Origin of the sequence: Devriesea agamarum, assembly GCF_900070355.1 — a bacterium.
Taxonomy (GTDB): Bacteria; Actinomycetota; Actinomycetes; order Actinomycetales; family Dermabacteraceae; genus Devriesea; species Devriesea agamarum.
In genome coordinates, this window is record NZ_LN849456.1 from 2,689,435 (window position 1) to 2,712,306 (window position 22,872).

At 60.1% G+C, this 22,872-nt stretch carries 17 protein-coding genes; 11 read left to right on the top strand and 6 right to left on the bottom strand.

What is annotated here, in order from left to right; genetic code table 11:
• The first annotated feature begins 97 nt into the window (after positions 1-97).
• The 5 genes from ettA (at position 98) to BN1724_RS11345 (ending at position 7,978) form a co-directional block, all read left to right on the top strand.
• The gene (gene ettA / locus BN1724_RS11325) at positions 98-1,780 is read left to right on the top strand and encodes an energy-dependent translational throttle protein EttA (protein WP_058235445.1); all 1,683 of its coding nucleotides are present in this window, start codon (positions 98-100) and stop codon (positions 1,778-1,780) included.
• Positions 1,781-1,908: 128 nt separating this feature from the next.
• The gene (glgP, locus tag BN1724_RS11330) at positions 1,909-4,470 is read left to right on the top strand and encodes an alpha-glucan family phosphorylase (RefSeq protein WP_058235446.1); all 2,562 of its coding nucleotides are present in this window, start codon (positions 1,909-1,911) and stop codon (positions 4,468-4,470) included.
• Between the two features lie 352 nt (positions 4,471-4,822).
• Positions 4,823-5,689 (top strand): carbohydrate ABC transporter permease, encoded by an 867-nt coding sequence (locus BN1724_RS11335; protein ID WP_058235447.1) that lies wholly within the window; start codon positions 4,823-4,825, stop codon positions 5,687-5,689.
• The gene (locus BN1724_RS11340) at positions 5,686-6,600 is read left to right on the top strand and encodes a carbohydrate ABC transporter permease (RefSeq protein ID WP_231928242.1); all 915 of its coding nucleotides are present in this window, start codon (positions 5,686-5,688) and stop codon (positions 6,598-6,600) included. Before BN1724_RS11335 ends, BN1724_RS11340 begins: the two co-directional genes overlap by 4 nt.
• A gap of 46 nt (positions 6,601-6,646) precedes the next feature.
• On the top strand, positions 6,647-7,978 hold the full coding sequence (locus BN1724_RS11345) for an ABC transporter substrate-binding protein (protein WP_058235448.1): 1,332 nt from the start codon (positions 6,647-6,649) through the stop codon (positions 7,976-7,978).
• Between the two features lie 107 nt (positions 7,979-8,085).
• On the opposite strand, the gene BN1724_RS11350 is transcribed toward BN1724_RS11345, so the two are convergent.
• The gene (locus BN1724_RS11350) at positions 8,086-8,967 is read right to left on the bottom strand and encodes an acyl-CoA thioesterase (RefSeq protein WP_058235449.1); all 882 of its coding nucleotides are present in this window, start codon (positions 8,965-8,967) and stop codon (positions 8,086-8,088) included.
• 295 nt (positions 8,968-9,262) lie between these two features.
• On the opposite strand from BN1724_RS11350, the gene BN1724_RS11355 reads away from it, so the two are divergent.
• Entirely contained in the window at positions 9,263-9,745 is a 483-nt protein-coding gene (locus BN1724_RS11355; RefSeq protein WP_058235450.1) for an acyl-CoA thioesterase, read from the top strand.
• A gap of 33 nt (positions 9,746-9,778) precedes the next feature.
• On the opposite strand, the gene BN1724_RS11360 is transcribed toward BN1724_RS11355, so the two are convergent.
• Both BN1724_RS11360 and pepN read right to left on the bottom strand, forming a co-directional pair.
• Positions 9,779-10,756, bottom strand: coding sequence for a mechanosensitive ion channel family protein (locus BN1724_RS11360; protein WP_084253019.1), 978 nt, complete (start codon positions 10,754-10,756; stop codon positions 9,779-9,781).
• Positions 10,757-11,129: 373 nt separating this feature from the next.
• Positions 11,130-13,679 (bottom strand): aminopeptidase N, encoded by a 2,550-nt coding sequence (gene pepN / locus BN1724_RS11365; RefSeq protein WP_058235451.1) that lies wholly within the window; start codon positions 13,677-13,679, stop codon positions 11,130-11,132.
• Positions 13,680-13,956: 277 nt separating this feature from the next.
• Here pepN and BN1724_RS11370 point away from each other — a divergent pair, with 277 nt between their 5' ends.
• The gene (locus tag BN1724_RS11370; RefSeq protein WP_058235452.1) at positions 13,957-14,424 is read left to right on the top strand and encodes a hypothetical protein; all 468 of its coding nucleotides are present in this window, start codon (positions 13,957-13,959) and stop codon (positions 14,422-14,424) included.
• A 128-nt stretch (positions 14,425-14,552) separates the two neighbouring features.
• Here BN1724_RS11370 and BN1724_RS11375 read toward each other — a convergent pair whose 3' ends face one another.
• The 3 genes from BN1724_RS11375 to BN1724_RS11385 all read right to left on the bottom strand — a co-directional run bounded on the left by BN1724_RS11375 (position 14,553) and on the right by BN1724_RS11385 (position 18,976).
• Positions 14,553-15,212 (bottom strand): DUF402 domain-containing protein, encoded by a 660-nt coding sequence (locus BN1724_RS11375; RefSeq protein WP_058235453.1) that lies wholly within the window; start codon positions 15,210-15,212, stop codon positions 14,553-14,555.
• 162 nt (positions 15,213-15,374) lie between these two features.
• Positions 15,375-17,222, bottom strand: a complete 1,848-nt coding sequence (locus BN1724_RS11380) for an ABC transporter ATP-binding protein (protein ID WP_058235454.1) — start codon at positions 17,220-17,222, stop codon at positions 15,375-15,377.
• Positions 17,219-18,976: an ABC transporter ATP-binding protein gene (locus BN1724_RS11385; protein ID WP_058235455.1), complete on the bottom strand. Its 1,758-nt coding sequence runs from the start codon at positions 18,974-18,976 to the stop codon at positions 17,219-17,221. Before BN1724_RS11385 ends, BN1724_RS11380 begins: the two co-directional genes overlap by 4 nt.
• Positions 18,977-19,350: 374 nt before the next feature.
• On the opposite strand from BN1724_RS11385, the gene BN1724_RS11390 reads away from it, so the two are divergent.
• From BN1724_RS11390 to BN1724_RS11405, 4 genes are all read left to right on the top strand, one after another.
• Positions 19,351-19,959 carry a DsbA family protein gene (locus tag BN1724_RS11390; protein ID WP_058235996.1) on the top strand — a complete coding sequence of 203 codons (609 nt, stop codon included), beginning with the start codon at positions 19,351-19,353 and terminating at the stop codon, positions 19,957-19,959.
• Positions 19,960-20,132: 173 nt separating this feature from the next.
• On the top strand, positions 20,133-20,651 hold the full coding sequence (locus BN1724_RS11395) for a ribose-5-phosphate isomerase (RefSeq protein WP_058235456.1): 519 nt from the start codon (positions 20,133-20,135) through the stop codon (positions 20,649-20,651).
• A complete protein-coding gene (locus tag BN1724_RS11400; protein WP_058235457.1) occupies positions 20,651-21,655 on the top strand; it encodes an Fpg/Nei family DNA glycosylase in 1,005 nt (334 codons plus the stop codon). Before BN1724_RS11395 ends, BN1724_RS11400 begins: the two co-directional genes overlap by 1 nt.
• Before the next feature lie 213 nt (positions 21,656-21,868).
• Positions 21,869-22,849 carry an Abi family protein gene (locus BN1724_RS11405; RefSeq protein ID WP_197671797.1) on the top strand — a complete coding sequence of 327 codons (981 nt, stop codon included), beginning with the start codon at positions 21,869-21,871 and terminating at the stop codon, positions 22,847-22,849.
• The last annotated feature ends 23 nt before the right edge of the window (positions 22,850-22,872 follow it).

The following is a 22,872-nucleotide window of genomic DNA, read 5'->3' on the forward strand; positions in this document are numbered from 1 at the left end:
TAGGCTGGCTACGACCATCCAGCATCTGATTTGAGCAGCATCCGAGTTAAGCAGCATTGTTAAGCAGCATCTGAGATAAGAGGAGAACAGCACTTCCGTGGCTGAATTCATTTACACCATGTACAAGGCCCGTAAGGCCGTCGGTGACAAGGTCATTCTCGATGACGTCTCCATGAGTTTCTATCCCGGCGCGAAGATCGGCATGGTGGGTCCGAACGGTGCGGGAAAGTCCACCATTTTAAAGATCATGGCCGGGCTCGATCAGCCGTCCAATGGTGAAGCCCGGCTGTCCCCGGGATACAGCGTGGGCATCTTGTTGCAGGAGCCCCCGCTGGATGAATCCAAGACCGTGCTCGAAAATGTTCAGGAAGGCATGGGGGAGCTGTACCGCAAGGTTCAGCGGTTTAACCAGATCGGTGAAGAAATGGCCGAGGAGGGCGCCGATTTTGACGCGCTCATGAACGAGATGGGTAAACTCCAGACCGACATCGATGCCGCTGACGGCTGGGATCTGGACTCCCAGCTCGAACAGGCCATGGATGCACTGCGCTGTCCACCGGGGGATGAGCCGGTGACCCATCTGTCCGGTGGTGAACGTCGACGGGTTGCCCTGTGCAAACTGCTGCTGGAAAAGCCCGACCTGCTGCTGCTGGACGAGCCGACGAACCACCTCGATGCGGAAAGCGTGCTCTGGCTCGAACAGCACCTGGCGAAATACGAAGGTGCGGTTATTGCGGTCACCCACGACCGGTACTTCCTCGACCATGTTGCCCAGTGGATCGCTGAAGTGGATCGCGGTCACCTCTACCCGTATGAGGGTAACTACTCGACCTATCTCGAGAAGAAGCAGGAACGTCTAACTGTTCAGGGTAAAAAAGACGCCAAGCTGCAAAAGCGTCTTAAGGAAGAACTGGAATGGGTGCGTTCTAATGCGAAGGGACGCCAGGCAAAGTCTAAAGCACGCCTGGCCCGCTATGAAGAAATGGCGGCGGAAGCGGAGCGTTTCCGGAAACTCGACTTTGAAGAAATTACCATTCCTCCGGGCCCGCGGCTGGGCAATGTGGTCATCAATGCATCGAATCTGAAGAAGGGATTCGGGGACCGGGTACTGATCGACGGACTGTCGTTCTCGCTTCCGCGCAACGGCATCGTCGGTGTCGTCGGTCCGAACGGTGTGGGTAAGACCACGCTGTTTAAAACCCTGGTCGGGTTGGAACCTTTGGACGGCGGTGAGCTGAAGATTGGTGAGACCGTCAAGATCAGCTATGTCGACCAGAACCGTGAAAACATTGACCCGGAAAAAACCCTCTGGGAAGTTGTGTCCGACGGGCTGGACTTTATTCACGTCGGCAATGTGGAGATCCCCTCCCGCGCCTATGTATCGCAGTTCGGATTTAAGGGCCCTGATCAGCAGAAGAAAGCGGGCGTTCTTTCCGGCGGTGAGCGCAACCGTTTGAACCTGGCCCTCACCTTGAAACAGGGTGGCAACCTGCTCCTGCTGGACGAGCCGACGAACGACCTAGACGTGGAAACCCTGTCGTCCCTGGAAAACGCCCTGCTGGCGTTCCCGGGATGCGCTGTGGTCGTTTCTCACGACCGCTGGTTCCTTGACCGCGTGGCCACCCACATTCTCGCCTATGAAGGCACCGACCAGAACCCCTCAGAGTGGTACTGGTTTGAAGGAAACTTTGAAGGATACGAGGAGAACAAGGTCAAGCGACTGGGACCTGAGGCAGCTCGCCCCCATCGGGTTACCCACCGCAAGCTGACCCGCAGCTGAGCCGGGTGGCGCAGCGCTGAGAGTTAGTGAGCGCGGCTGCGAGAGCTGAGAGCCCTCGTGGTCGCGCTCACTTTGCTCCGGCAGTGGTGTGGCGAGCCGTCCTCATAAGGGTCCTGTACCTTGTGAGCATGAAGCCAATCCAGACGATTCGTGTTGCCTCCGACTTGCCGGAGCAACTTACGCCCCTGCGCGATCTTGCCTTGAACCTGCGGTGGACGTGGCGCCAGGACACTAAAGATCTCTTCCGATACATCGACCCGGAGGCATTTTCACGCTCCGGCGAGAGCCCGATTGGGATGCTCCCCTTAGTGCGCTCAGGTCGTCTGGCAGAACTTGCCCGCGACGAGGAGTTTTTGGCGCGAATGCGCGGTGAACTCGGTGAACTCGAGGCGTATATGTCCTCGGACCGCTGGTTCCAGCGGACGGTGGAATCGACCCCGGGCGCAGTCCCGAGCATCGCCTATTTCTCGATGGAGTTCGGGGTGACGCCCACGCTGCCGATCTACTCGGGTGGGCTGGGGATTCTCGCCGGAGACCATTTGAAATCCGCCTCCGACCTGGGTGTTCCGCTGGTCGGCATCGGGTTGCTCTACCAGTATGGGTATTTCTCCCAGAGCTTGAACCGCGAGGGTTGGCAGCAGGAAAACTACCAGGTCAACCATCCGTCAGACCTGCCGATCCTGCCGGTTGTGGATAGTGCCGGCCAGCATCTGACCGTTCACGTCTCCCTGCCCGGTAATCGTGATGTCGCGGTGCAGGTGTGGAAGGCACAGGTGGGCCGAATCCCGCTGCTGCTACTCGACACCAATATCGAGGTCAACGACGACGAAGCCCGCCACATTACCGACCGGCTCTACGGTGGGGATCCCGCCCATCGGATCCGCCAAGAAATCGTGCTCGGTATTGCCGGGGTGCGTGCGGTGCATGCGTTTTGTGATCTTGTCGATCATCCGCAGCCGCAGGTGTTCCATTTGAATGAAGGGCATGCCGGCTTCTCCGGTCTGGAGCGGATCGGACAATTGATGCGGCAGGGCCATAGCTTTGACGCTGCGCTGGGCCTGGTGCGTGCGGGCACCATCTTCACCACCCATACCCCGGTTCCGGCAGGTATCGACCGGTTCGAGACTTCCCAGTTGCGGTACTACCTGGATGCCTGTGACCAGGGCACGTCTCGTCTGATTGATGGGTTGCCGGTGGAGGCTGCGCTCACCCTCGGGCAGGAAGATGACGGGCATACCTTCAACATGGCGCACATGGGCTTTAGGCTCGCCCAGCGGGCCAACGGGGTTTCGGCTCTGCACGGGGTGGTCTCGCGCGAAATGTTCAGGGATCTTTACCCTGGATTTGACGCGGCGGAGGTGCCCATCACCTCGATCACCAATGGTGTGCATCGGCGCACCTGGATCTCCGGCCACATGGATGAGCTCTACCGCAAAGCGATGGGCTCGGTCGATATGGCTTCGGCATCCGATTGGGGGCCGCTCGGTGGCCTGTGCGATGACGATATTGTCGGCGTGCGCAATCGTCTGCGCGGAGAACTGGTGGATATGGCCCGCACCCACCTCCACGGCGCGTGGCTTCGTCGCGGAGCCGATGCCGCGGAGCTCGGGTGGACGCGCGAGGTGCTTGACCCCAACATCCTTACGGTCGGGTTTGCCCGACGGGTCTCCACTTACAAACGCTTGACGCTGATGCTGGAGGACCCTGAACGTCTGCGCCGTCTGTTGCTGGATCCTGAGCGCCCAGTGCAGTTCGTCATCGCTGGTAAAGCTCATCCGGCTGACCGTCCGGGCAAAGAGTTCATGCAGAAAATGGTGCAATTTGCTGACGAGCAGGGTGTCCGCCACCGCATTGTTTTCCTCCCCGATTACGACATCAAAATGGCATCGGTGTTGGTTGCAGGTTCGGATGTGTGGCTGAACAATCCGATTAGGCCCGAGGAAGCCTCAGGGACTTCGGGAATGAAGGCTGTTTTGAATGGCGGTCTCACCTTCTCGATTTCCGATGGCTGGTGGGATGAGATGGCCACGGACGAGGCTGGGTGGACGATTCCTACCGTGGACAGCCCAGATCAGGCGTACCGCAACCGTTTGGAGTCTGATGCTCTGTACGACATTTTGGAGCACCGGATTATTCCGCTGTTCTATGAACGCGATGAGCATGGGCATTCACAGGGATGGCTGGCGAAGATCCGTCATTCGCTGGTGAATATCGCTCCGCGCATCACCGCAACCAGGATGGTCCGCGACTACGTTAACGAACTGTATGTTCCTGCGGCTCGGGCGGCGGCGGTTTTTGAGGATGCCCCGGATCTGGCGGAAGAGTTCTCGGTGTGGAAAGCGAAAGTGTGTGATGCGTGGTCGGGACTGCGGATCGCTGATGTCTGCACCTCTCAATCAGAAAGCAGCGTGCTGGCCACGGGGCAGGAGCTGGAACTGGTCGCCGATGTCGATCTGAATGGACTTGCTGATTGTGATGTGGCGGTGGAAGCAGCCATCGGTACGGTCGATGCGGGCGGAGACATTCTCGATCCGACCATGATTCGACTCATCCGTCGCGAAGATGGTCGGTATAGTGCGCGGTTTACGCTCCAGATTCCCGGTGACTACGGTTATGCATTGCGGGTTGTTCCCGATCACTGCGTGCTGGCTTCACGGGCAGAGCTCGGTCTGGTGCGATACGTGGACTGAGGTATCGGGCCTGGTGCCTGACTGGTGGGCGTGCGATGGACATTCCTCATCGCACGCCCGCAGGGTTTGGTCACCTGCGGGGCCACGTGCAGGGGCATCTGCGGGTTCTGATCTCCCGTGTGCTTTACCCGTCTGCTCAACGGTTTAATATTGCATGATCGGGAAATTTTGATCCTCGGGTAGCGCACGTTGTTCGAGCCAGACCATGACCGCATTGCATCGAGACGCCGAGTGCGGTTCGACTCGCCGATAATGACTAGGTGAGGTGATCGCGGCCTCCATGACCCGTGGGCCCATGGGTTGTGGGCGCGAGCTCCACGAGCCGCGAGGGCAATGACGAGAGGTAGCGCCAATGATTCGACTGCGCAGGCCCCTGTGGGCCTGGCTATTGCTGGCGCCCTCGCTCATAGGGGTCGTCACCTTCCTCCTGTTCCCGGTGCTACTTGCCCTGTACGTCTCACTCACCAACTGGGACCTCATCGGGAACCGGACATTCGTTGGCCTAGATAATTACCGGGGGCTGCTCGCAGACGGGCAGCTTATCAACTCCCTCCTGGTCACGGCGCTGTTTACCGTGATTTCCGTGCCGGTGTCACTGGCAATCGGCCTGATGCTCGCGACCCAGCTGGTTAAAGCCCTGCCAGGCTCTGGGATAGCGCGCGTTCTGATCGTCATCCCCTGGGTATGCGCTCCACTGGCACTGGGCGTGGTGTGGAAATGGATTTTCCAACCCACCGGCGGCGCACTCAATTCGATCCTCGGCGTGCGCATTGAATGGTTAACCGATCTGAATCTAGCGCTGCCAGCGGTAGCGTTTGTGGCGATCTGGCAAAACGTCGGGTACATTTCCCTGTTCTTCCAGGCCGGACTATCCAAGATCCCCACCTCCATTTATGAAGCAGCGGTTTTAGACGGTGCGGGTAGATTCCGCATGCTCACATCTATGACCTTGCCCTTGCTGCGCCCGACCACCTTTTTTCTAGCGGTAACCCAGGTAGTCGCGAGTTTCCAGGTCTTCGACACGGTCTACGCCCTCACCGGCGGCGGACCACAACACCGGACGGAAGTCGTGGCCTCGCTGATCTATCGCGAGGCGTTCGTGTCGTTCCGGCTCGGTCGGGCTAGCGCGATCGCGGTGGTGTTATTTGTGCTTCTCGTGCTGATCACAGTGGTGCAGCAGCGGTGGTTTTCTCGCCGCATCACCTATGACATGTCATGACCGAACACCGAGATATGAAATCCAGCCGAGGGATTACATTAAGCCGAGGTGCCCGGCCTAGCCGTAGGCATACCGTATTCGGGCGCCGCACCGGAGCGGGGGAGGCAATCCTCGCCTACGCAATCCTGCTCGTGGCAGCCATCCTCACGCTCGCCCCCTTTGCGCTCAGCGTGATGACCGCGCTGAAAACACCACACCAGCTGGTCACCGACAGTCCACTCGCGCTGCCGGCCCCACCCACGCTGGCCAATATCGCGGACCTATTTACCCGCCCCGACGGATTTATTACCCCTATTGCGGTCACCGTACAAATGGTGTTGGTTCTGCTCATCGGGCAGCTCACCTTCTCGATACTCGCCGCCTTCGCGTTTGCAAACCTGCGGTTTCCAGGCCGGGATGCTCTTTTCTGGGTATACGTCGCGACCTTGATGGTGCCGCAGGTCGTGATCGTAGTTCCGCTGTACCTCATGATGTCTGAAGCGGGATTGCGCGACACCTTCTGGGGACTGGTGCTGCCGTTTGTGCTCGGCTCCCCGTATGCGATTTTCCTTTTGCGGGAAAACTTCCGGTCGATTCCGCATGAACTGGTGGACGCAATGCGTATTGATGGCGCTGGCCCGCTCAGGGTGCTGTGGCACCTGATTGTGCCGCTCAACCGCCCCATTATCGTCACCCTCGCATTAATTACCGTGGTCACGCACTGGAACAACTTCATGTGGCCGTTGGTGATTACATCCTCCCCGACCTGGCGAACAATTACGGTGGCTACTGCTGCGCTGCAAACTCAGTACAACGAAAACTGGACGCTGGTGATGGCTGCAACCACCTTGGCCATGTTGCCGTTGACCCTGCTATTTATTGTGTTCCAGCGTCAAATAACTCGGTCTATCGGAGCGACGACGCTGCGCTAGGTCATGCACAATGTATGTCAGACCCCCATCGACGAGAGGAATTCCGATGACGACGCGACGTGCCGTCCTCATGGCCGCAGGAGCAACCGGAGCATTGGGGGCGCTCGCAGCGTGTTCGCCCTCCGCGCCGTCTGCCGGTAAGTCCTCAGGCTCAGCCTCCAACCGTAAAGCGGTCACATTTCGTCTGTGGGATGACACCGCAAAACCCGCGTACGAGGAGTCCTTTAAAGCCTTTACCGCTCAGACGGGTTATCCGGTCGAAATTCAGTTGGTGCCGTGGGAAAGCTATTGGACGAAACTTCCGCTGGATATCGCCAGCGGTGACGCCGCCGACGTCTTTTGGATGAACTCAGCGAACTACGTTCAGTTCCAGCAGTCGGGGAACCTCATGAACGTGTCCACAGAGGTGGGCAACGGCGAGGGTGCATGGGAGAAAAGCGTGGTGGACCTCTACACCCGCGATGGCGGATTGTGGGGAGTCCCGCAGCTATGGGATTCCATCGCGGTGTTCTACAACAAGAAACTCACCGAGGCCGCTGGGGTTGACCCGAGCGCCTTGACCTTTGTTCCGGGCGACGGATCAGGAGACACCCTGATCGAGGCCGCCCGCAAGCTCACCGTTGATGACGCGGGTAAACACCCGGGTGAGGACGGCTTCGCCAAGGATCGCCGGGCGGTCTACGGGTTTAATGCCCAGGCAGACCGGCAAGCTGTTATCGGCTGCTTCCTCGCCTCCAATGGCGGGACCTGGCAAGAACATGACAAGTACGTGTTTGATTCTCCGGAAGGTGTGGGTGCTTTCCAGTACCTGTCCGATCTCATTAATAAGTATGTCGTGGCTCCGTCAGCCGCAGATACGAACCAGAATGGCAATCTGACCCGCGATCTGTTTATTCAAGGCAAATTGGGCCTGTTTCAAAGCGGTCCATACAACCTGAAGAATATTTACGAGGGTGTCCAACAGTCCTTCCCCTGGGCGATAGCGCCCTTAGTGGCGGGGCCCGCCGGTGGACTATCCGTTGTGCACGGGGTGGTTGCGGCGGGAAATGCCAAAACTAAGAACAAAGAAGGCGCGACGAAACTGCTGAGCTGGCTCGGTAGTGCTGAGGGCCAGCGACCGATTGCCACCCACGGGGTGGCCTTCCCCGCTCATCGCGATGTGCAAAAAGACTTCGTGGACTTCTGGAAAGCGAAGAACGTTGACGTCAACCAGTTCATCGCGGCGGCGAAGCACTCTGTTCAGGCCGACACCGGTGCCAAAGCGAACGCCGGTCTCACCGCGGCGATGCCGACCTTCCAAGAGATTCTGATGGGTCGGATTCCCGCTGCCGACGGGCTGAAGAAAGCGCAGGCCGATGGAAACGCTGCGATGGGCTGAGCGCGGGCTACGCACCGCCCCCAATTCTCCCGCGGGTATAGCCTCGCCATGGCGACCAGGACCAACCGCTGCGGGAATGGTCCTCTCCTCTACGGGTGTGGACAACTCTATGACCGGCGCGGGGGCCTCAGCATCCCTTCCTGCGTGACGGTTGCGAGCAAGCTTCCGTCGCGGGAAAACACCTTGCCGGTGGTTAGCCCGCGCCCGCCCGACGCAGAGGGTGACTGCTGCACGTAAAGCATCCACTGATTGATGTTCGGTCGACGATGCCACCAGATCGCATGGTCGAGGCTCGCAGCCCGCACACCCGGGGTAGACCAGGCCAGGCCATGTCGACGCAGGATCGGCTCGAAGGGCGTGTAGTCGGTGGCGAACGCCAAAATAGCGTCGTGCACCAGATCTGGCGCATCGATGGGACTGATCGCACGCATCCACACCATTTGCTGTGCGCACGCCTCACCTGCCGGATCGATATAGATCGGGTCGGTTACGTGCCGGATGTCAATCGGTCGTGCAGTCGACCAGTATCGCGCCGTGGGATGATCCACCCCGTCCAAAACCTCGGCGGTGGTAGGCAAGGTATCCGGGTCTGGGGCATCCGGTGCACAATCCTGGTGTTCTAACCCGTCCTGCATCATCTGGAAGGAAGCGGTCATCACCAAAATGGGCCGTTCATGCTGGATAGCCATGACCCGACGGGCCGTAAAAGAGTTGCCATCGCGAAGCCGCTCCACCTCAAATGAAATCTGTTCGCGCGGATCGCCGGCACGCAGAAAATAAGCGTGCATGGAATGGATGTGCCGATCTTCCGCGACGGTTCGCCCCGCCGCGACGACCGCCTGTCCCATCACTTGACCGCCAAAAACATGACCACCAGGATGAGACTCAGTGGGACCAATGAAGCGATCGGGAATGACAGCGCCGGAGGCATCCCTGGCGGGGGTAAGGTCGAGCAGGGATAGCAACGTATCGGCCGGGCTGTGGGGCATGCGCCGCTCCTTTCAGGGGCAGTATCGCTTCAAAAGAACAAGTATTACCGGTGACGCGGAAGCAGGACTAGCGAAGAGCGCGTGTCACTTCGCAGTCGTGAGCGTGATCCAATAGCAGGCATCGCGCAATAGTACGTGGTGGGTTGAGTTGGTGCGTGGTGGGTTGACGAGGGTACGGCTCCTCGTGGAAAAGAGCACTCTAAGCACGGTCCAGTGGGGTGCGCAGGTCAGGCCATAGACGAAGCCAGCATGGCGGGTCGGATGCACGGTGCGTTCAGCATGCCAGACTAGGCGCATGGCCTTTTTGGATATTCCGTTACCGATCCGCTGGGAAGATCTCGACGGATACCGCCATGTCAATAACGTCTCGATCATGCGGTTGTTAGAAGAGGCGAGGGTTCAAGCATTTTGGCAGGCCCCTGCAGACCATATAGCCCTCGGCGCCGTGAATTACCCGACCGCTCTTCCCGTGACCGGTGCCGATAGCCAGGTCCACACCGTGGTCGCCTCGAATCGAGTCGAATATCGACGCCAGCTGGGCTACCGCCGTGACGGCGTGATTGTGCGGCTGTGGATTTCCAAACTCGGCGGAGCCAGCCTCACCATCGATTATCTGATTCTCACCAGGGATGATCCAGATGGCCGCGACCCGTATGCGGCGGCTCGGACCGCGCTCGTGACCGTGGACGCGAGCACCGGAAAACCTGTGCGGCTGGACGCTGAAGCCCGCGACGTGCTTGAACGGTACACAAACCCACCGCTCAGCTTCCGCGAATAACGACTATCCGCGAGCGGGTAGGCACACACCCGGCTACTGTTGTGCCTCCTGGAACCGCGGCAGGGCAAACGTGATCCCTTCACGCGTGAACTCGCGTCGGATTCGACGGCGCAGCTCCTGCTCAACATCCCATTGTGCTCCCGGAGAGGTTTTGCCAAGCACCCGCCGCTGATACCGGGCGCCATCGACCGCTAAGATGCCGCTAACCGTCGGGACTTCGTAGAGGCGATCATGCCAGGTGGGATCCTCGCTGATCTCCTGCACGATGCGGTCCAACACGTCGGTGACTTTGGCATCGTCGTTGGTCTGGTCGAGGTCGAGCATCACCATCGCGTTAGCAAAGCCCCGCGACTTATTGCCGATACGAATGATTTCACCGTTGCGCACTGACCACAGCACGCCGTCGATGCCGCGCACCTGAGTGACCCGCAAATTGATGTTCTCAACGGTTCCGGAGGCAAACTGGAGGTCAACAATGTCGCCGACGCCGATCATGTCCTCAAACAGCATCATGATCCCGGCGATCACATCTTTAATGATGGTTTGGGCGCCGATACCGGCGGCGAGTCCAGCCACCCCGAGACCGGCGATAATCGGCGCAATATTGATGCCAAGCGCAGACAGAATCATGATGATTGCGATGACGATGATGGCTGCGGACGCAACATTCCGGCACACCTGGGACAGAGTTTCGGCGCGCTGTTTCCGCCGTGCCTGAGCAGTTTTTTCGTCCCGAGAACTGGCGCTTCGTCGCACCACCGCATTTGTCATCGAGCGCAGGGTGGAGCTGCCCGCGAGCATGGTGCGGAAGATCCGGTTAATGAGCCAGCCAGCCGCGATCCTGGTGACAAAGGCCAGCACTAAGATGACGAGAATCTGCACCCCGCCTGACAGCAGCCAGTTCTTCCCGTGCTCGAGCACGGTCGTCGCCTGATCGATTTTGCCTTCGGCACGAAGCAGCGGATGCTCGGTGAGCTGTGATGCGTCAAGTGATAGGACGGTCTCAAGCATGGGCCCACCCTAGACACGTGCGGGCCGGGTGCGTCCAGCGCTCCCCGCCCGGTCGTCGCGGTCCTCACACCAATGCGTGGCTTTACACCTCAGGTCGGACCATCGGCGCACGGACTTTGAACCACCGACTCGCGGTCCATGAACAAGTTGGCGCCCGGTTCGTGAACAAGTTGACGCCCCGTCCGCGAACAGTTAACAAGTCAACACCCGGTCCGTGAACAGGTAACAAGTCAACGCCCGGCCCAAGGCCGCTGGCGTGCGGTCCGAGGTCGCTGGCGCACGGGCCAGAGCCCTGGCCCTCATTAAAGCGAATAACGGTCCGGGGCCCACCACCTCGGCGTGCCCCGGACCGTTACTCGCGGCTATTCAGCGACTAGATGTCGGCGGCGTGCACGCGCAAGCTCCGCTTTACCTCGTCCAGGGCCTCCAGCACCGGACGGCGCAGCCCGATCGGTGCCTGCGAATGGGCCTCAAGCCAGGCTTCGGCTCGCGCAGCCAACTCGGCGGTGGGGAAGCGTCGAGGGAAGTAGCCCTGGATAATCCTGGTGGCGATTTCGCTGGTCCGCTCGTTCCAGACCGTATCCAGAGCATCGAAATACCGGGGGGTGTACTCGTCGATCAACGACGGATCATTGACCCGGACGAATCCAAGTGCGACCGCAGTCACCGACTCGTTCGCGAGCTCATCCTGCTCAACGGTGATCTGCCATGCCTGTGCCTTCGCCTCAGGCGTTGGCAAAGCGGCCTTGGCGGTGTAGGCGCTCTTGCGACCCGACTGGGTGTCATCCTTAGCCAGCACCGCGTCAATATCGTCGAGATCAAAACGTCCGCCGGCAGCCAACGCAATAGTCAGGTTCCAACGTAGGTCCACGTCGATCTCGCGACCGGGAAGTTCCTCGGTGCCATCGAACAGGCCTTGAATGTGATCAAGCTGCTCAGGCGTGGTTGCAAGGGCTGCAAATGAGGTGAGGAACTGCAGCTGATGGTCTGACCCTGGCTTCGCCTGGTTGGCCATAGTCCACAGCGCGTCAGCAACCCGCTCGGCGCGGTCCTGACGCAGAGCAGGCGCAGCGTAATTGCGGGTGACGGTAGTCAGGCGGCCCAGCAGAGTGCGAACCACCGAGGAATCCGGCTCACCGGTGAGATTGGCCAACAGCAGATCGGTGTACCGGCTGGCTGGCAGTTCAGTATCGCGCACCATGTCCCAGGCAGCGCCCCAGATCAAGGTGCGGGCCAACGAGTCATCGATATCGCGCAGATGCTCAATAGCGGTGTCCAAAGACTGCGCATCCAGTCGGATCTTGGCGTACGCGAGGTCGTCGTCGTTGATCAGCCACAGGTCGGCACGTTGACCCGCGAGCTCAGGAACGTCGGTGCGAGCTCCGTCGACGTCAATTTCCACCTGGTGAGTGCGGGTCAAACGGCCACCCTGCAGGGTGTAGCCGCCGATACGCAGACGGTGCGGACGCAGCGTGGGATAGTCGGCGGGCGCTTCCTGCTCCACAGCAAAGGAAGTGACGGTACCGTCCTCACTCCGCTGAATCACCGGGCGCAGTAGCGTAACCCCAGCTTTTTCCAGCCAAAGGCTCGACCAGGTACCAAGGTCGCGTCCGCTGGTTTTCTCCAGCTCGACCAGCAGGTCTTTAAGCTCGGTGTTGCCCCAGGCGTGCGCCCGGAAGTAGGCGCGCAAGCCCTCGAAGAAGGCGTCTTCGCCAACATAGGCAACCAGCTGACGCAGCACCGACGCGCCCTTGGCGTAGGTAATGCCGTCAAAGTTGGTTTCTACCGCGTCGAAGTCCACCATGTCAGCCACAATCGGGTGAGTGGACGGCAGCTGGTCCTCGGCGTACGCCCATTCCTTTTCCATCGAGGAGAACGTGGTCCAGGCGCCGGTCCACTTGGTGGCCTCAGCCATGCACGTGGTGGAGGCGAATTCCGCGAAGGATTCATTCAGCCACAGGTCATCCCACCACCTCATGGTGACCAGATCACCGAACCACATGTGCGCCAGTTCGTGCAGAATCGTCAGGTCCCGACGTTCACGAATCGCGTCACTGACCTCTGACCGGAAAACATAGGATTCGACGTAGGTGACGCAACCCGGATTTTCCATAGCGCCCATGTTGTATTCGGGCACAAAGATCTGGTCGTATTTACGGAACGGGAAATCACAATCGAAACGCTCTTCGTAGAACGCGATACCTTTTTCGGTAATGTCGATAACGTTCTGCGGATCCACGTACTGGGCGAGTGACGCGCGAGCGAACACCCCCATCGGGATAGTGCGCCCATCGCGGGTGGTGACGCTGCCTTCACCACCCTGGTAATTGCCTGCTACCAGCGCTGTTAAATAGGTGGAAATGCGCTCGGTGGGGCTGAACTCCCACGTGGCGACCCCATCTCCGGCAGGAACCGGCTCGGGAGTGGGGGAGTTCGACATGACGCGCCAGTGATCCGGGGCGGTCACCGTGAACCGGAACGTCGCTTTCAGATCGGGCTGTTCAAAACACGCGAACATGCGGCGGGCGTCGGACACCTCAAACTGGGTATAGAGGTACACCTCATCATCTACCGGGTCCACGAAACGATGGAGCCCTTCGCCGGTGTTCATGTAGGCGCCGTCAGCCAGGACCCGCACCACATTCTCGCCTTCACGCACTGCGGGCAGGCTGATCCGGGCACCGTCAAACCGTTCCGCAGGGTTCGGTAGCACGTCGCCGTTGAGCTCAATTTCGTGCACCGCCGGCGCGATCAGATCCACGAATGTTTCTCGCGCCGCCGAAGCGGTGAACCGAATCGTGGTTTCGGTGCGAAATGTGGTGGGCCCCGTGGTCAGGTCGAGACGGACGTCGTACGAATCGGTGGCGAGGAATGACGCCCTCTCTTGGGCTTCGGCGCGCTGAAGGTTTTCGGTGGCGGGCACGTATCTCATCCTTGTCTGGCCGGCACGGCCATGGTGCGTACGCCGGTCCAAGACCGGCATGGTCGGGACACAGCGGTGTGTCCTCCTCCATCTTGCCACTGGTCCGTGACTTGCGATGTGTCATGGCCTGGGCGAGTGGGGTTCTGTCGCGGAAACATCGTCGCCAATCGATTCACCGTCCCGTCGTGCTCCAGGGAGCTGCTCATCGCCTCGCATCCGGGTTTGGCAGTGGGGCAGCGCATACAATAAAAGCGGGGCGAAAGGACGGTGGCTAGGCATGCGGATGCATGAACTCGAGGTGGTTTTGAAGGGGATGCGCCCGGACTATCTCGAGGTGTTGTCGGGCCTGAAACATAGGGCTGGGCCGCCCAGCGTGGTTCGCGACATCGGCAATATGCTCAGACCTGACGAAGAGTGTCTATCTGCCCTCGCCACCTCGCAACCGTTCGGGCGGGGGCGTCGTGCCCGCCATCTGGCAGTGTTAACGACCGAACGGATTCTGCTCGGAGCCGCCAACGGCAGGTCCGGGGCTGTTCTGGGAGTCGCCCAAATTGCACTCGATCAAGTCGAACGGGTACGCCGTTGGCGTGGATTGCGGCATAGTCGGATAGCCCTGGAAGGGACGCCCTACCCCGGGATGAGTGATCGAAGGCTCGCAAAATTTACGCGGTGCAAACCTCGGGATGCCCGGGCATTCGTTAGAGCTTTGCGCGAAGTGCTAAAAGACCGGCATACCCGCGTATAAAAACATATAAAAACGCTTCAGCTCTTGTGCTCGTAGCCCCCACCTCGCGCCGCAAGCCGCACCTCTCGCCTCGCGATGCGCGCCGTAGATTCCACCCAGCCTCCTGCTATGCAGCCCCAACTGTGATCTCAACGCTTCAACGTGAGGTCCAGATCCCAGGTGTAGTGAGCGGGCAGCTGGGGGATAGGCCACGCCGGATTCGGGAAAAAGTGTTCCCAGCCCGCGTTAAACGGATACTTCCACCCGGTGACCACCTTCTCCGCTTGCCGACCGTACTCGCGGATGCGGGCCACTTCCTCCGCTGTGAAATAGCCGGTCCGCTGCGCGCCCTCTAACTCGTCTTCGTCCTTGTAATGGAAGTCGCGCCGCGGCAAAACCACCATATCGAGCACCAAATCCCGGGACCTGATCCCCTCATCGGTGCGTTCATACGGTGTTTCAAGATTGATGTAGTAACAACCTAACGAGCCATCGTCTTTATAAAACAGCCACACCGAAAACGGGGTGTCAGGCAGGCCGATCATCAAAATGCCATTGCCTGTCCACAGCTGTTTGGACTGCACCCGGTGGGCCGTAAACATCCCCTCATCCCCAGCTCGACGCAAGGGCGAGCCGTTGTCGAGCACCGGAAGCAGAACTTCGGTGCCGGGAGCAATCCACAGCACAATGCCACGATCATCATCGAGCACACAGGTGCCCGGGCGAACAGTAATAGTCGGGTGAGCGTGGGTGTAGTACGTCCACGTCACCATGTCGCCGGGTTTCCACCGGCGTGGTGCGCACGTCATAGAAATTGTCCTGGCCGGTCGGCTCCGCGGGCGCGCCAGGACGGCGGCCGACCGTCTAACGCGTGAACTCTCAGGGCGACATGTGAGGCCACCCGCGGAGGGAACGAGTATGGGCCGAGCCTACCGGACCGTTCCCTGCGCGTCGTGCCGAGACGAGAAGGTTCAGTGCGTTTCCGTGGACCACGCCGACCACAAGGTGGCGTATTGTCCGTTCAGATCGAGCAGCTCCCGATGGGTGCCCTGTTCAATCAGTCGCCCATTTTCCATGACGCATATGCGGTCAGCGCGCGCCGCCTGAGACAGACGGTGCGCGACAATCAAAGTGGTGCGACCCGCAGAGGCCGCCAGCGCGCCCTGTTCGAGCACGCGGGCACCGAAGGACCCTTCATCAGCGGTGGCCTCATCCATCACCAGAATGCGCGGATCTTGCAACACAATCCGGGCGAGCGCCAGATGCTGGGCCTGCTCCGGGGTGAGTCGATGACCTTTTTCTCCGACCAGGGTGTTAATGCTGTCAGGGAGGGCCGCCACCCAACCATCAGCTTGCACCGTGCGCAGAGCGCGCCACAGATCCTCATCGCTTGCCTCAGGATTCACCAAGCGCAAATCCTCGGCGAGAGTCCCTTTGAAGACGTGCGTGTCCTGACTGATGATCGAGCCGTATGACCGCTGGACAGCGATATCCATCTCCCCCAGAGGTACCCCGCCCCACAAAACCTCGCCGTGGGTGGGGCGCAGCGTTCCCGAAATAATGGCTGCAAGGGTGGATTTCCCGGCCCCGGACGTGCCGACGAACGCCACTGTCTGGCCTGGTGCGATGCTGAGGTCCAAAGGCTGAAGCACCGTGCGTTCAACGCCGTCGGCGTCGGTGAGATAGGCATGGGAGACGCCGCGCACGGTGATGGAACTATCGCGCGGGGTCTTATACGCCTGAGTTCTGGCCCGATCAGTCGGCGGGATCGTATCAATCACCCCGATCATGCGGGTCAGGCTCGCGCCCGCTGACTGCAAGCTGTCAGCCATGAAGATCAGAAATGCCAGTGGCCAAAAAAGAGACACGAAGTACAGCCCGCCCGCCGTGGCCTGGCCAACGCTGATCTCCTTCCATCCCACCAGGAAATATCCGGCGATCAGAACCAGGACGATGCCGAGCATTTCTGCCTTGTTGAAGAATGCCGTCACCTTGGCCACAAGTTCGGAGAGCTGAAGGCTGAGTCCGTAGGCGATGCGGGAAAAGTGCGACACCCTTCCCACCTGGCGGTCTTCAATGGCGTAAGCGTGTACGGTTGGTGCGCCTTGGATCGAGCTGAGCAGCGCTTGGGCGCGATTACCGAGGGCCACACGCTCTTGCCGGTATAGCCGTGAGGAGCGCGGCAAATACCACCGCAGAGCCCACACGTAGATCGGAAGAACAAGCAGACCAGCGATCAGCATCCGCCAGTCCACCGACGCGATCCCGGCGAACACGAAGATCACCGTGAGCACGGTGGTGATCAGGTTAGGAACAACCTGGTTAATCGTGCGAGAGGCCACATCGACGTCATCGGCTACTCGTGACAGAGCGTCTCCGATCCCGGCTTTTTCCATTGTGCCGTTGGGCAGATTAAGCGCACGGTCGATCACATCCTCACGCATCTGCGCCAGAATCGTCTGGCCGAGCACCGCAATCTGGCCCCAACACAGAGCGCCGGTGATACCGCCAATAATGCCGACGGCCCCGATGGCCCCGGCCATCCACAGCACACCATCGACGCCTTGCCCGCTGGTAACCACGTCGACGATCTGCCCGATCAACCGAGGAATTGAGGCGGTGGAGATAGCCCAGATCACGGCCGGCACGAGCGCGGCGATGGTTGCGGCTGGACGCTTTGCGGCGGCGCGCAGCATATAGACAGTTGCTCGACGTCCGGTCGCGATCGGCAGCAAGTCGCGATGCTTGGCGACGGATGCTTCGATCTCTTCCAGGGTCGGGACATCGGATAGAGAATCCGATGAGGCTGTGGTGGTCATCGTAGAACGGTCTCCGTATACAGGGGCACTTCGCGTGCCAGGTTGTGGTGAGATCCGGCGGCTGCCACGTGGCCGTCGCGAACGAACACCACTCGGTCGCAGATTGTCAGCAGAGCGGGCGCGTGGGTGATCAGCAGCGTGCGCTCGCCATTCCCGCGTCGAAAATCGGTCATACCGTCCGCAATTTTTTGTTCGGTGACGGCATCGACAGCGGTGGTCGGGTCGTGCAGGATCAAGATCGGGGTCTTAGCGGCAAAGGCGCGCGCCAATGCCACTCGTTGACGCTGGCCACCAGACAGGTTGGTTCCGCCTTCTTGAATCTCTGAGTCCATACCGTCGGGCAACAGGGTCAACACGTCCGAGGCGCCTGCGGCGTCGATAGCGTTACGGACGTCTTGATCTGATCCGTCGGCGCAGCGCGTGAGAACTTGGTCGCGCAACGTACCTTCAAAAAGGTCGACGTGGTGGGGTTCAACCAGCATGATGTCCCGGGCGGCGAGCGCTGAGGAGCGAACCAACGTGGTGTCGCCGATCTTCACACTGCCTGAGCTGTTATTCGCATGGGAGGCGTGTAATGCATCTAGGACCTCTCGCGCTTCTTTCGGGGTGCTGCAGACCAGGCCGACGATCTGGTCGGGCTCGATCCGCAGCTTGAGGCCATGCAGGTTGTCAGTGGTCAGGTCGTCAATAACTAGGTCTCCCGCTGGAATGCGGGCCACATGCTGTGTTTTATGCGGCGAATGGCTGAGTTCATTCAGCAGGTCCGCTATGCGATTGGCTGAGCCCTTCACCGAGGCCCAGTACACGGCGGCTTCGCCGATTGAATCCAGCTGACCCACTAGGGCCTGACTAATTCCAATGATCGCAATAAACGCCCCGATGCTGATCCGGTCGTTCACAGCGAAATAGCCGGTCAGGCTAGCGATCACGGCAATCATGAGGAAGCCGACCCCGAGCGTTAAACCGTATCCGAGGCCACCGAATTGGGCGTTGCGCACCGAAGCGGCTAGGGCCCGCCGGGAACCGAATCGGTACCGCTGGTTCGCCGCGTGTTGCGCACCCAAACCCTGCAAAACCCGTAACCCTTTGACCAGGTCGGTGGCGGTGGCGGAGGCTTCGGCGTTGGCCTCCTGTTGAGCGGTATGACGTTTAGTCATCACCGGGCCGATTAACCGGGTGATGAGCAGAACGAAGACAACCCCGATCACCACTGCAATAGCGATCCGCCAGTCGAGGACCAGCAGGACAATCACAGTGCCGGCAAGTGTCACGAACACCGGCATATAGAACTCGAACGCCGCGTACACGACCTGACCAGCGCGGTCAGCATCGGAGGTGGCGATGGACAGAATCTCGCCCGAGGACCGATTGGTGGGTCGTGCCCGAGGATCTAAGACCGCTTCGGTAATACGGACGCGCTGACGATGGATCTCCTCGAAACTGGCGCGCTTGAGCCGCAGGTACGCAATCTGCCAGCACTTCAAGCCGAGATAGATATCAGCGGCCAAAAGAAACAGCATCACGATCAGCATGATGGGCGACTGCGGCATAATCGCCCGGTCTACGGTCAGACCGACCAGTGCGGGCGTGAGTGTCTCTAAGACGTTAGATAAGAGCGCCAGAGGGAACCCGATCAGCACGGCCTTTTTCTGGCGCGCGATCATGTCGAGCACGATGTTGACCCCGGTCAGTGGGCGTGGACCGAGGCCTGGAGCTGAAGATGAGGAGGAATCGCTGCGACGCGAAAAGAGCATGGAAACTATCCCAGTGCACGAATATGGGTCGGCGCAAGGCATTTTCACGTCCCGGAGCGGCTATTTAAGAACCCTTTGCGTAAGGCCTTAAGGGGTGGGCGTCGTCGTTCGCCACCATGGGGTGCTGTGCTTGACGTCACAACTGGTGCTGCTCGATGTCACAGCTGGTGCTGCTCGACTGCGCCGTCGGCGTCGGTGCTGCAGACGATGGTCGATGCCGTGTCCTCCAGCGGGCATCCGAGGTGGAACAATGGTTTTGTGCTGAGCTCACTGCGTGGAAAGAGCCGCCCCGGCGGTGCAGTGAACCTGGCCAACGGTGCGCGGCATTCGCGGACCTGGCCCCCTTGTATTCGATGACGCTTGAGGAGATGTCGATGCCTGAGACTCGCGTGGAAATGTGGTTCGACCCGACTTGCCCGTGGGCTTGGATGACCAGCCGCTGGTTAAAGAACGCGCAGGAAGTACGCGATATTGAGGTGACGTTTTCCGTCATGTCTTTGTCCGTTCTGAACCAGGGGCGCGATCTTGATCCTGACTATCGTCGTGCTATGGATCAGGCGTGGGGGCCGGTGCGCGTCGCAATAGCGGTGGAGCAAGCCGGGGGCAAGGCCGCTCTCGACGCCTATTACACGGCCTTTGGCGAGGCTTTCCACGTGCACGGTGACCGGGACCCCATCTCTGTGATGCAGAAGGCGGTGTCGGCTGCCGGAGTGGACGTGCCGGTTGCGCAGGTGAGCGCGTCCGATGAACTCGACGATGCACTACGCGCTTCGCACCAGCGGGCGATAGACCTGGTCGGCAATGACGTCGGCACCCCGGTGATCTCCTTCGGCGAAGGCACGGCCTATTTCGGGCCGGTGGTCTCCCCAGCCCCGCGCGGTGAGGATGCGGGCCGATTACTCGACGGTCTGCGCATGATGAGCGCTGTCCCCGGATTCTTCGAGCTCAAGCGCAGCCGGACAGTTGGGCCGATTCTCGACTGAGTCGTGGCCCACTAGCATGTGCGAAAGCGACGAGCAGGTGCGAAAGCGACGAGCAGGCACGTCGTGACCGGCGACCAGGCGTCGACCGGGAGGCTATACCATCTGGTCGACGTCCCACCCGCCGGCCCGTCGCGCACACATCACATAGGTATAACCAGGAAGAAGAACCGTATATGCGTATCCACATTGGAACCGATCATGCCGGCTTTGACGTAAAGAACCGGCTGGTCAACAGCCTTAGAGCAAAGGGCCATGAGGTGATTGACCACGGCGCGCACACCTTCGATGCGCTGGATGATTACCCGCCGTTTTGCACTGCCGTCGGACAGGGCGTCGTCGATGATCAGGAACAGGGCCGGGAGGCTCTGGGCATTGTGATCGGTGGATCTGGCAATGGCGAGCAGATCGCGGCGAATAAAGTCGCGGGAGTTCGCGCGGCCTTAGTGTGGAACGAAGACACCGCCAAGCTCGCCCGCGAGCACAATGACGCCAATGTGGTGTCCGTCGGCGCTCGTCAGCACGGCGAAACTGAGCTGGATGAACTCATCGACTTATTTATCGCCACCCCGTTTAGCGGTGAACAGCGTCATCAACGGCGTATTGATCTTCTCGCCCAGTTCGAGCGCACCGGTGGGTACGGCGAGGTAGCCGACGGCGGGATGTCCGACACCGAGCCGGTGCCGACGCGCTGATGCCCGAGGGTCATACGATCCACCGGCTCGCCGACGCTTTGCGCGGGGCCTTCGGCGGTGATGCGGTTGCCCTGACGAGTCCGCAGGGGCGCTTTGCCGCCGAAGCTGATTCCTTGACCGGGCAGGTTCTCATCGCGGCGGAAGCCGTGGGGAAGCATCTGTTTCTCGGTTTCGGCCCGGCGGCAGACGATGAGCCGGCGCGGTATGTGCATATCCACCTCGGATTGTATGGATCCTGGACTTTTGCCGGGGACTCCACCTTCTCTCAGGTCCAGGCCATCGGCGCCCCGCGTAAACGCGTGGGGGAGCGGGAGAGCACAACCGGGGACGCTCGCGACGCCTGGCAACATCTCAAACCTGGGCCGAATGTGCGACTGCGCATGGCCGGCAGACACGGCCTTGCCGACCTCACTGGTCCCAATACCTGCGAGGTGGTGGATGCGCGAGGACGGCACAACATTCTGACTCGCCTTGGACCAGATCCTCTGCGCGTGGATGCGGATCCGGCCCGGTTTGTTGACGCGGTGTTGCGTTCCCGTACCTCAATCGGTGTGCAGCTTATGAACCAGCAGGTCATCGCGGGGGTCGGCAATATTTACCGGGCGGAAACCCTATTCCGAGTAGGTCTTGATCCGGAGATTCCGGGGCGCGAACTCAGCCGGTCCGTCGTCACGGCCCTCTGGGATGATCTGGTTCCACTCATGCGGTATGGGGCGCACACCGGCAGAATCGTCACCACCGAACCCGACCATCGCGATATCGCCCCGTTCCTAGTTGAACGCTCCCGCGGCTCTCGGCAAAACGGTGACGAGGACGCCGGGGTGGTGCCGCGCGAAAAGTCGTTCTACGTCTACCATCGGCAGGGATTCCCCTGCCGGGTGTGCGGGGCGATAGTGCTCATGCGGGAGGTAGCGGGACGCACCCTGTTCTGGTGCGGCCGCTGCCAAAAATCGCGGGCGCGCAGGCGCGCCTGGCCGCATGACCCATCCTGGATGCAGGGTTGAGACGGTAGATGTCTGTCTGAGTGGCGATGGCCGGGGCGCTCGCCGATTGTCGGGTCCCCTTGTACTCCCGCTAGCGTTTCCCGGCGGGCGGTGACGGGAAAGCGATGGGCCTTCGTCACAGCGTGGGTGTGGGGGTTGTACGTGGGCAACACCTGACCTACAGTGAAACTGATAGATCCCCGGTCAGGCCTCTTGCCCTTAGGCAATGCACAAATGGCCGGGGCCTTTTATTTTCATGGGAGATGTGAGATGTCGAAAGACTGGCTCAGCTATGAAGATCAAGTAGTGCTCTTGAGCCGGCGAGGCATGCAGGTCGACGATGCGGGTGCTGCAGCCGACTTTCTCTCACGTGTGAGTTACTACCGTCTTGCGGGGTATTTCCGCCATTGGCAACAAGACCCGCAACATGGCGACAATCGGTTTATCGGTGGCATTTCCTTCGACACTCTCCGTGCTCTGTATGAGGCCGAGCTGCAGCTGGTGACCGTTTGTGACGGCTTGCTGCACTCGCTCGAGGTTTTGCTCCGGGCCAGATTCGCGCACGCCTATGGCCGCATCATTGGAGTGACCGGAATGTTTGCGCGAGGCGAGGGCTTCACCCAGCCTCCAAATCCAGGCGAGATGCGGGTCGAAGAACATCCGCTGGCGAATCTCGACCGCAGCAAAGAAGCATTCATTGTGCACTACCGTGACGAGATCAAACAGGGATCCACCTACAAACCAGAAGCGTATGACCGTATGCCGATCTGGGTAGCAGTCGAAGCGTTCTCCTTTGGTAGTCTCTCGCGTTTGATCGAGGCATCAGGACAATCAGGGGTTTTAGATGATATTGCTGACTCGATGAACACCTCTCGAAAGCTCCTGCCGGGGCAAGTCCGTTCGTTCGTGTATTTACGTAACCGAATCGCCCACTGTGCTCAGCTGTGGAACCACTCCGTGCTCGATGTGCCCGGTATACAGCCCAAAATGGTACGACGCGTTCGACAGCGCCATCGTGGATTTTCTAACCACTCGATCTACAAGATCCTTATCGCGCTTGACGACGTCGCTACCAGGTCAGGAATTCGCGCTAGCTGGCTACAGGATGTCGTTGAACCGATTCTCGCTACGCATCCGCTCTTGGCACACGGCATTGCTCAACCTGCCAAGTATGGCGAGATGCCGTGCGATGTACTGTGCCAGTCCTTCATGTAGGAATTGCACTCGGGTTTGTCCTC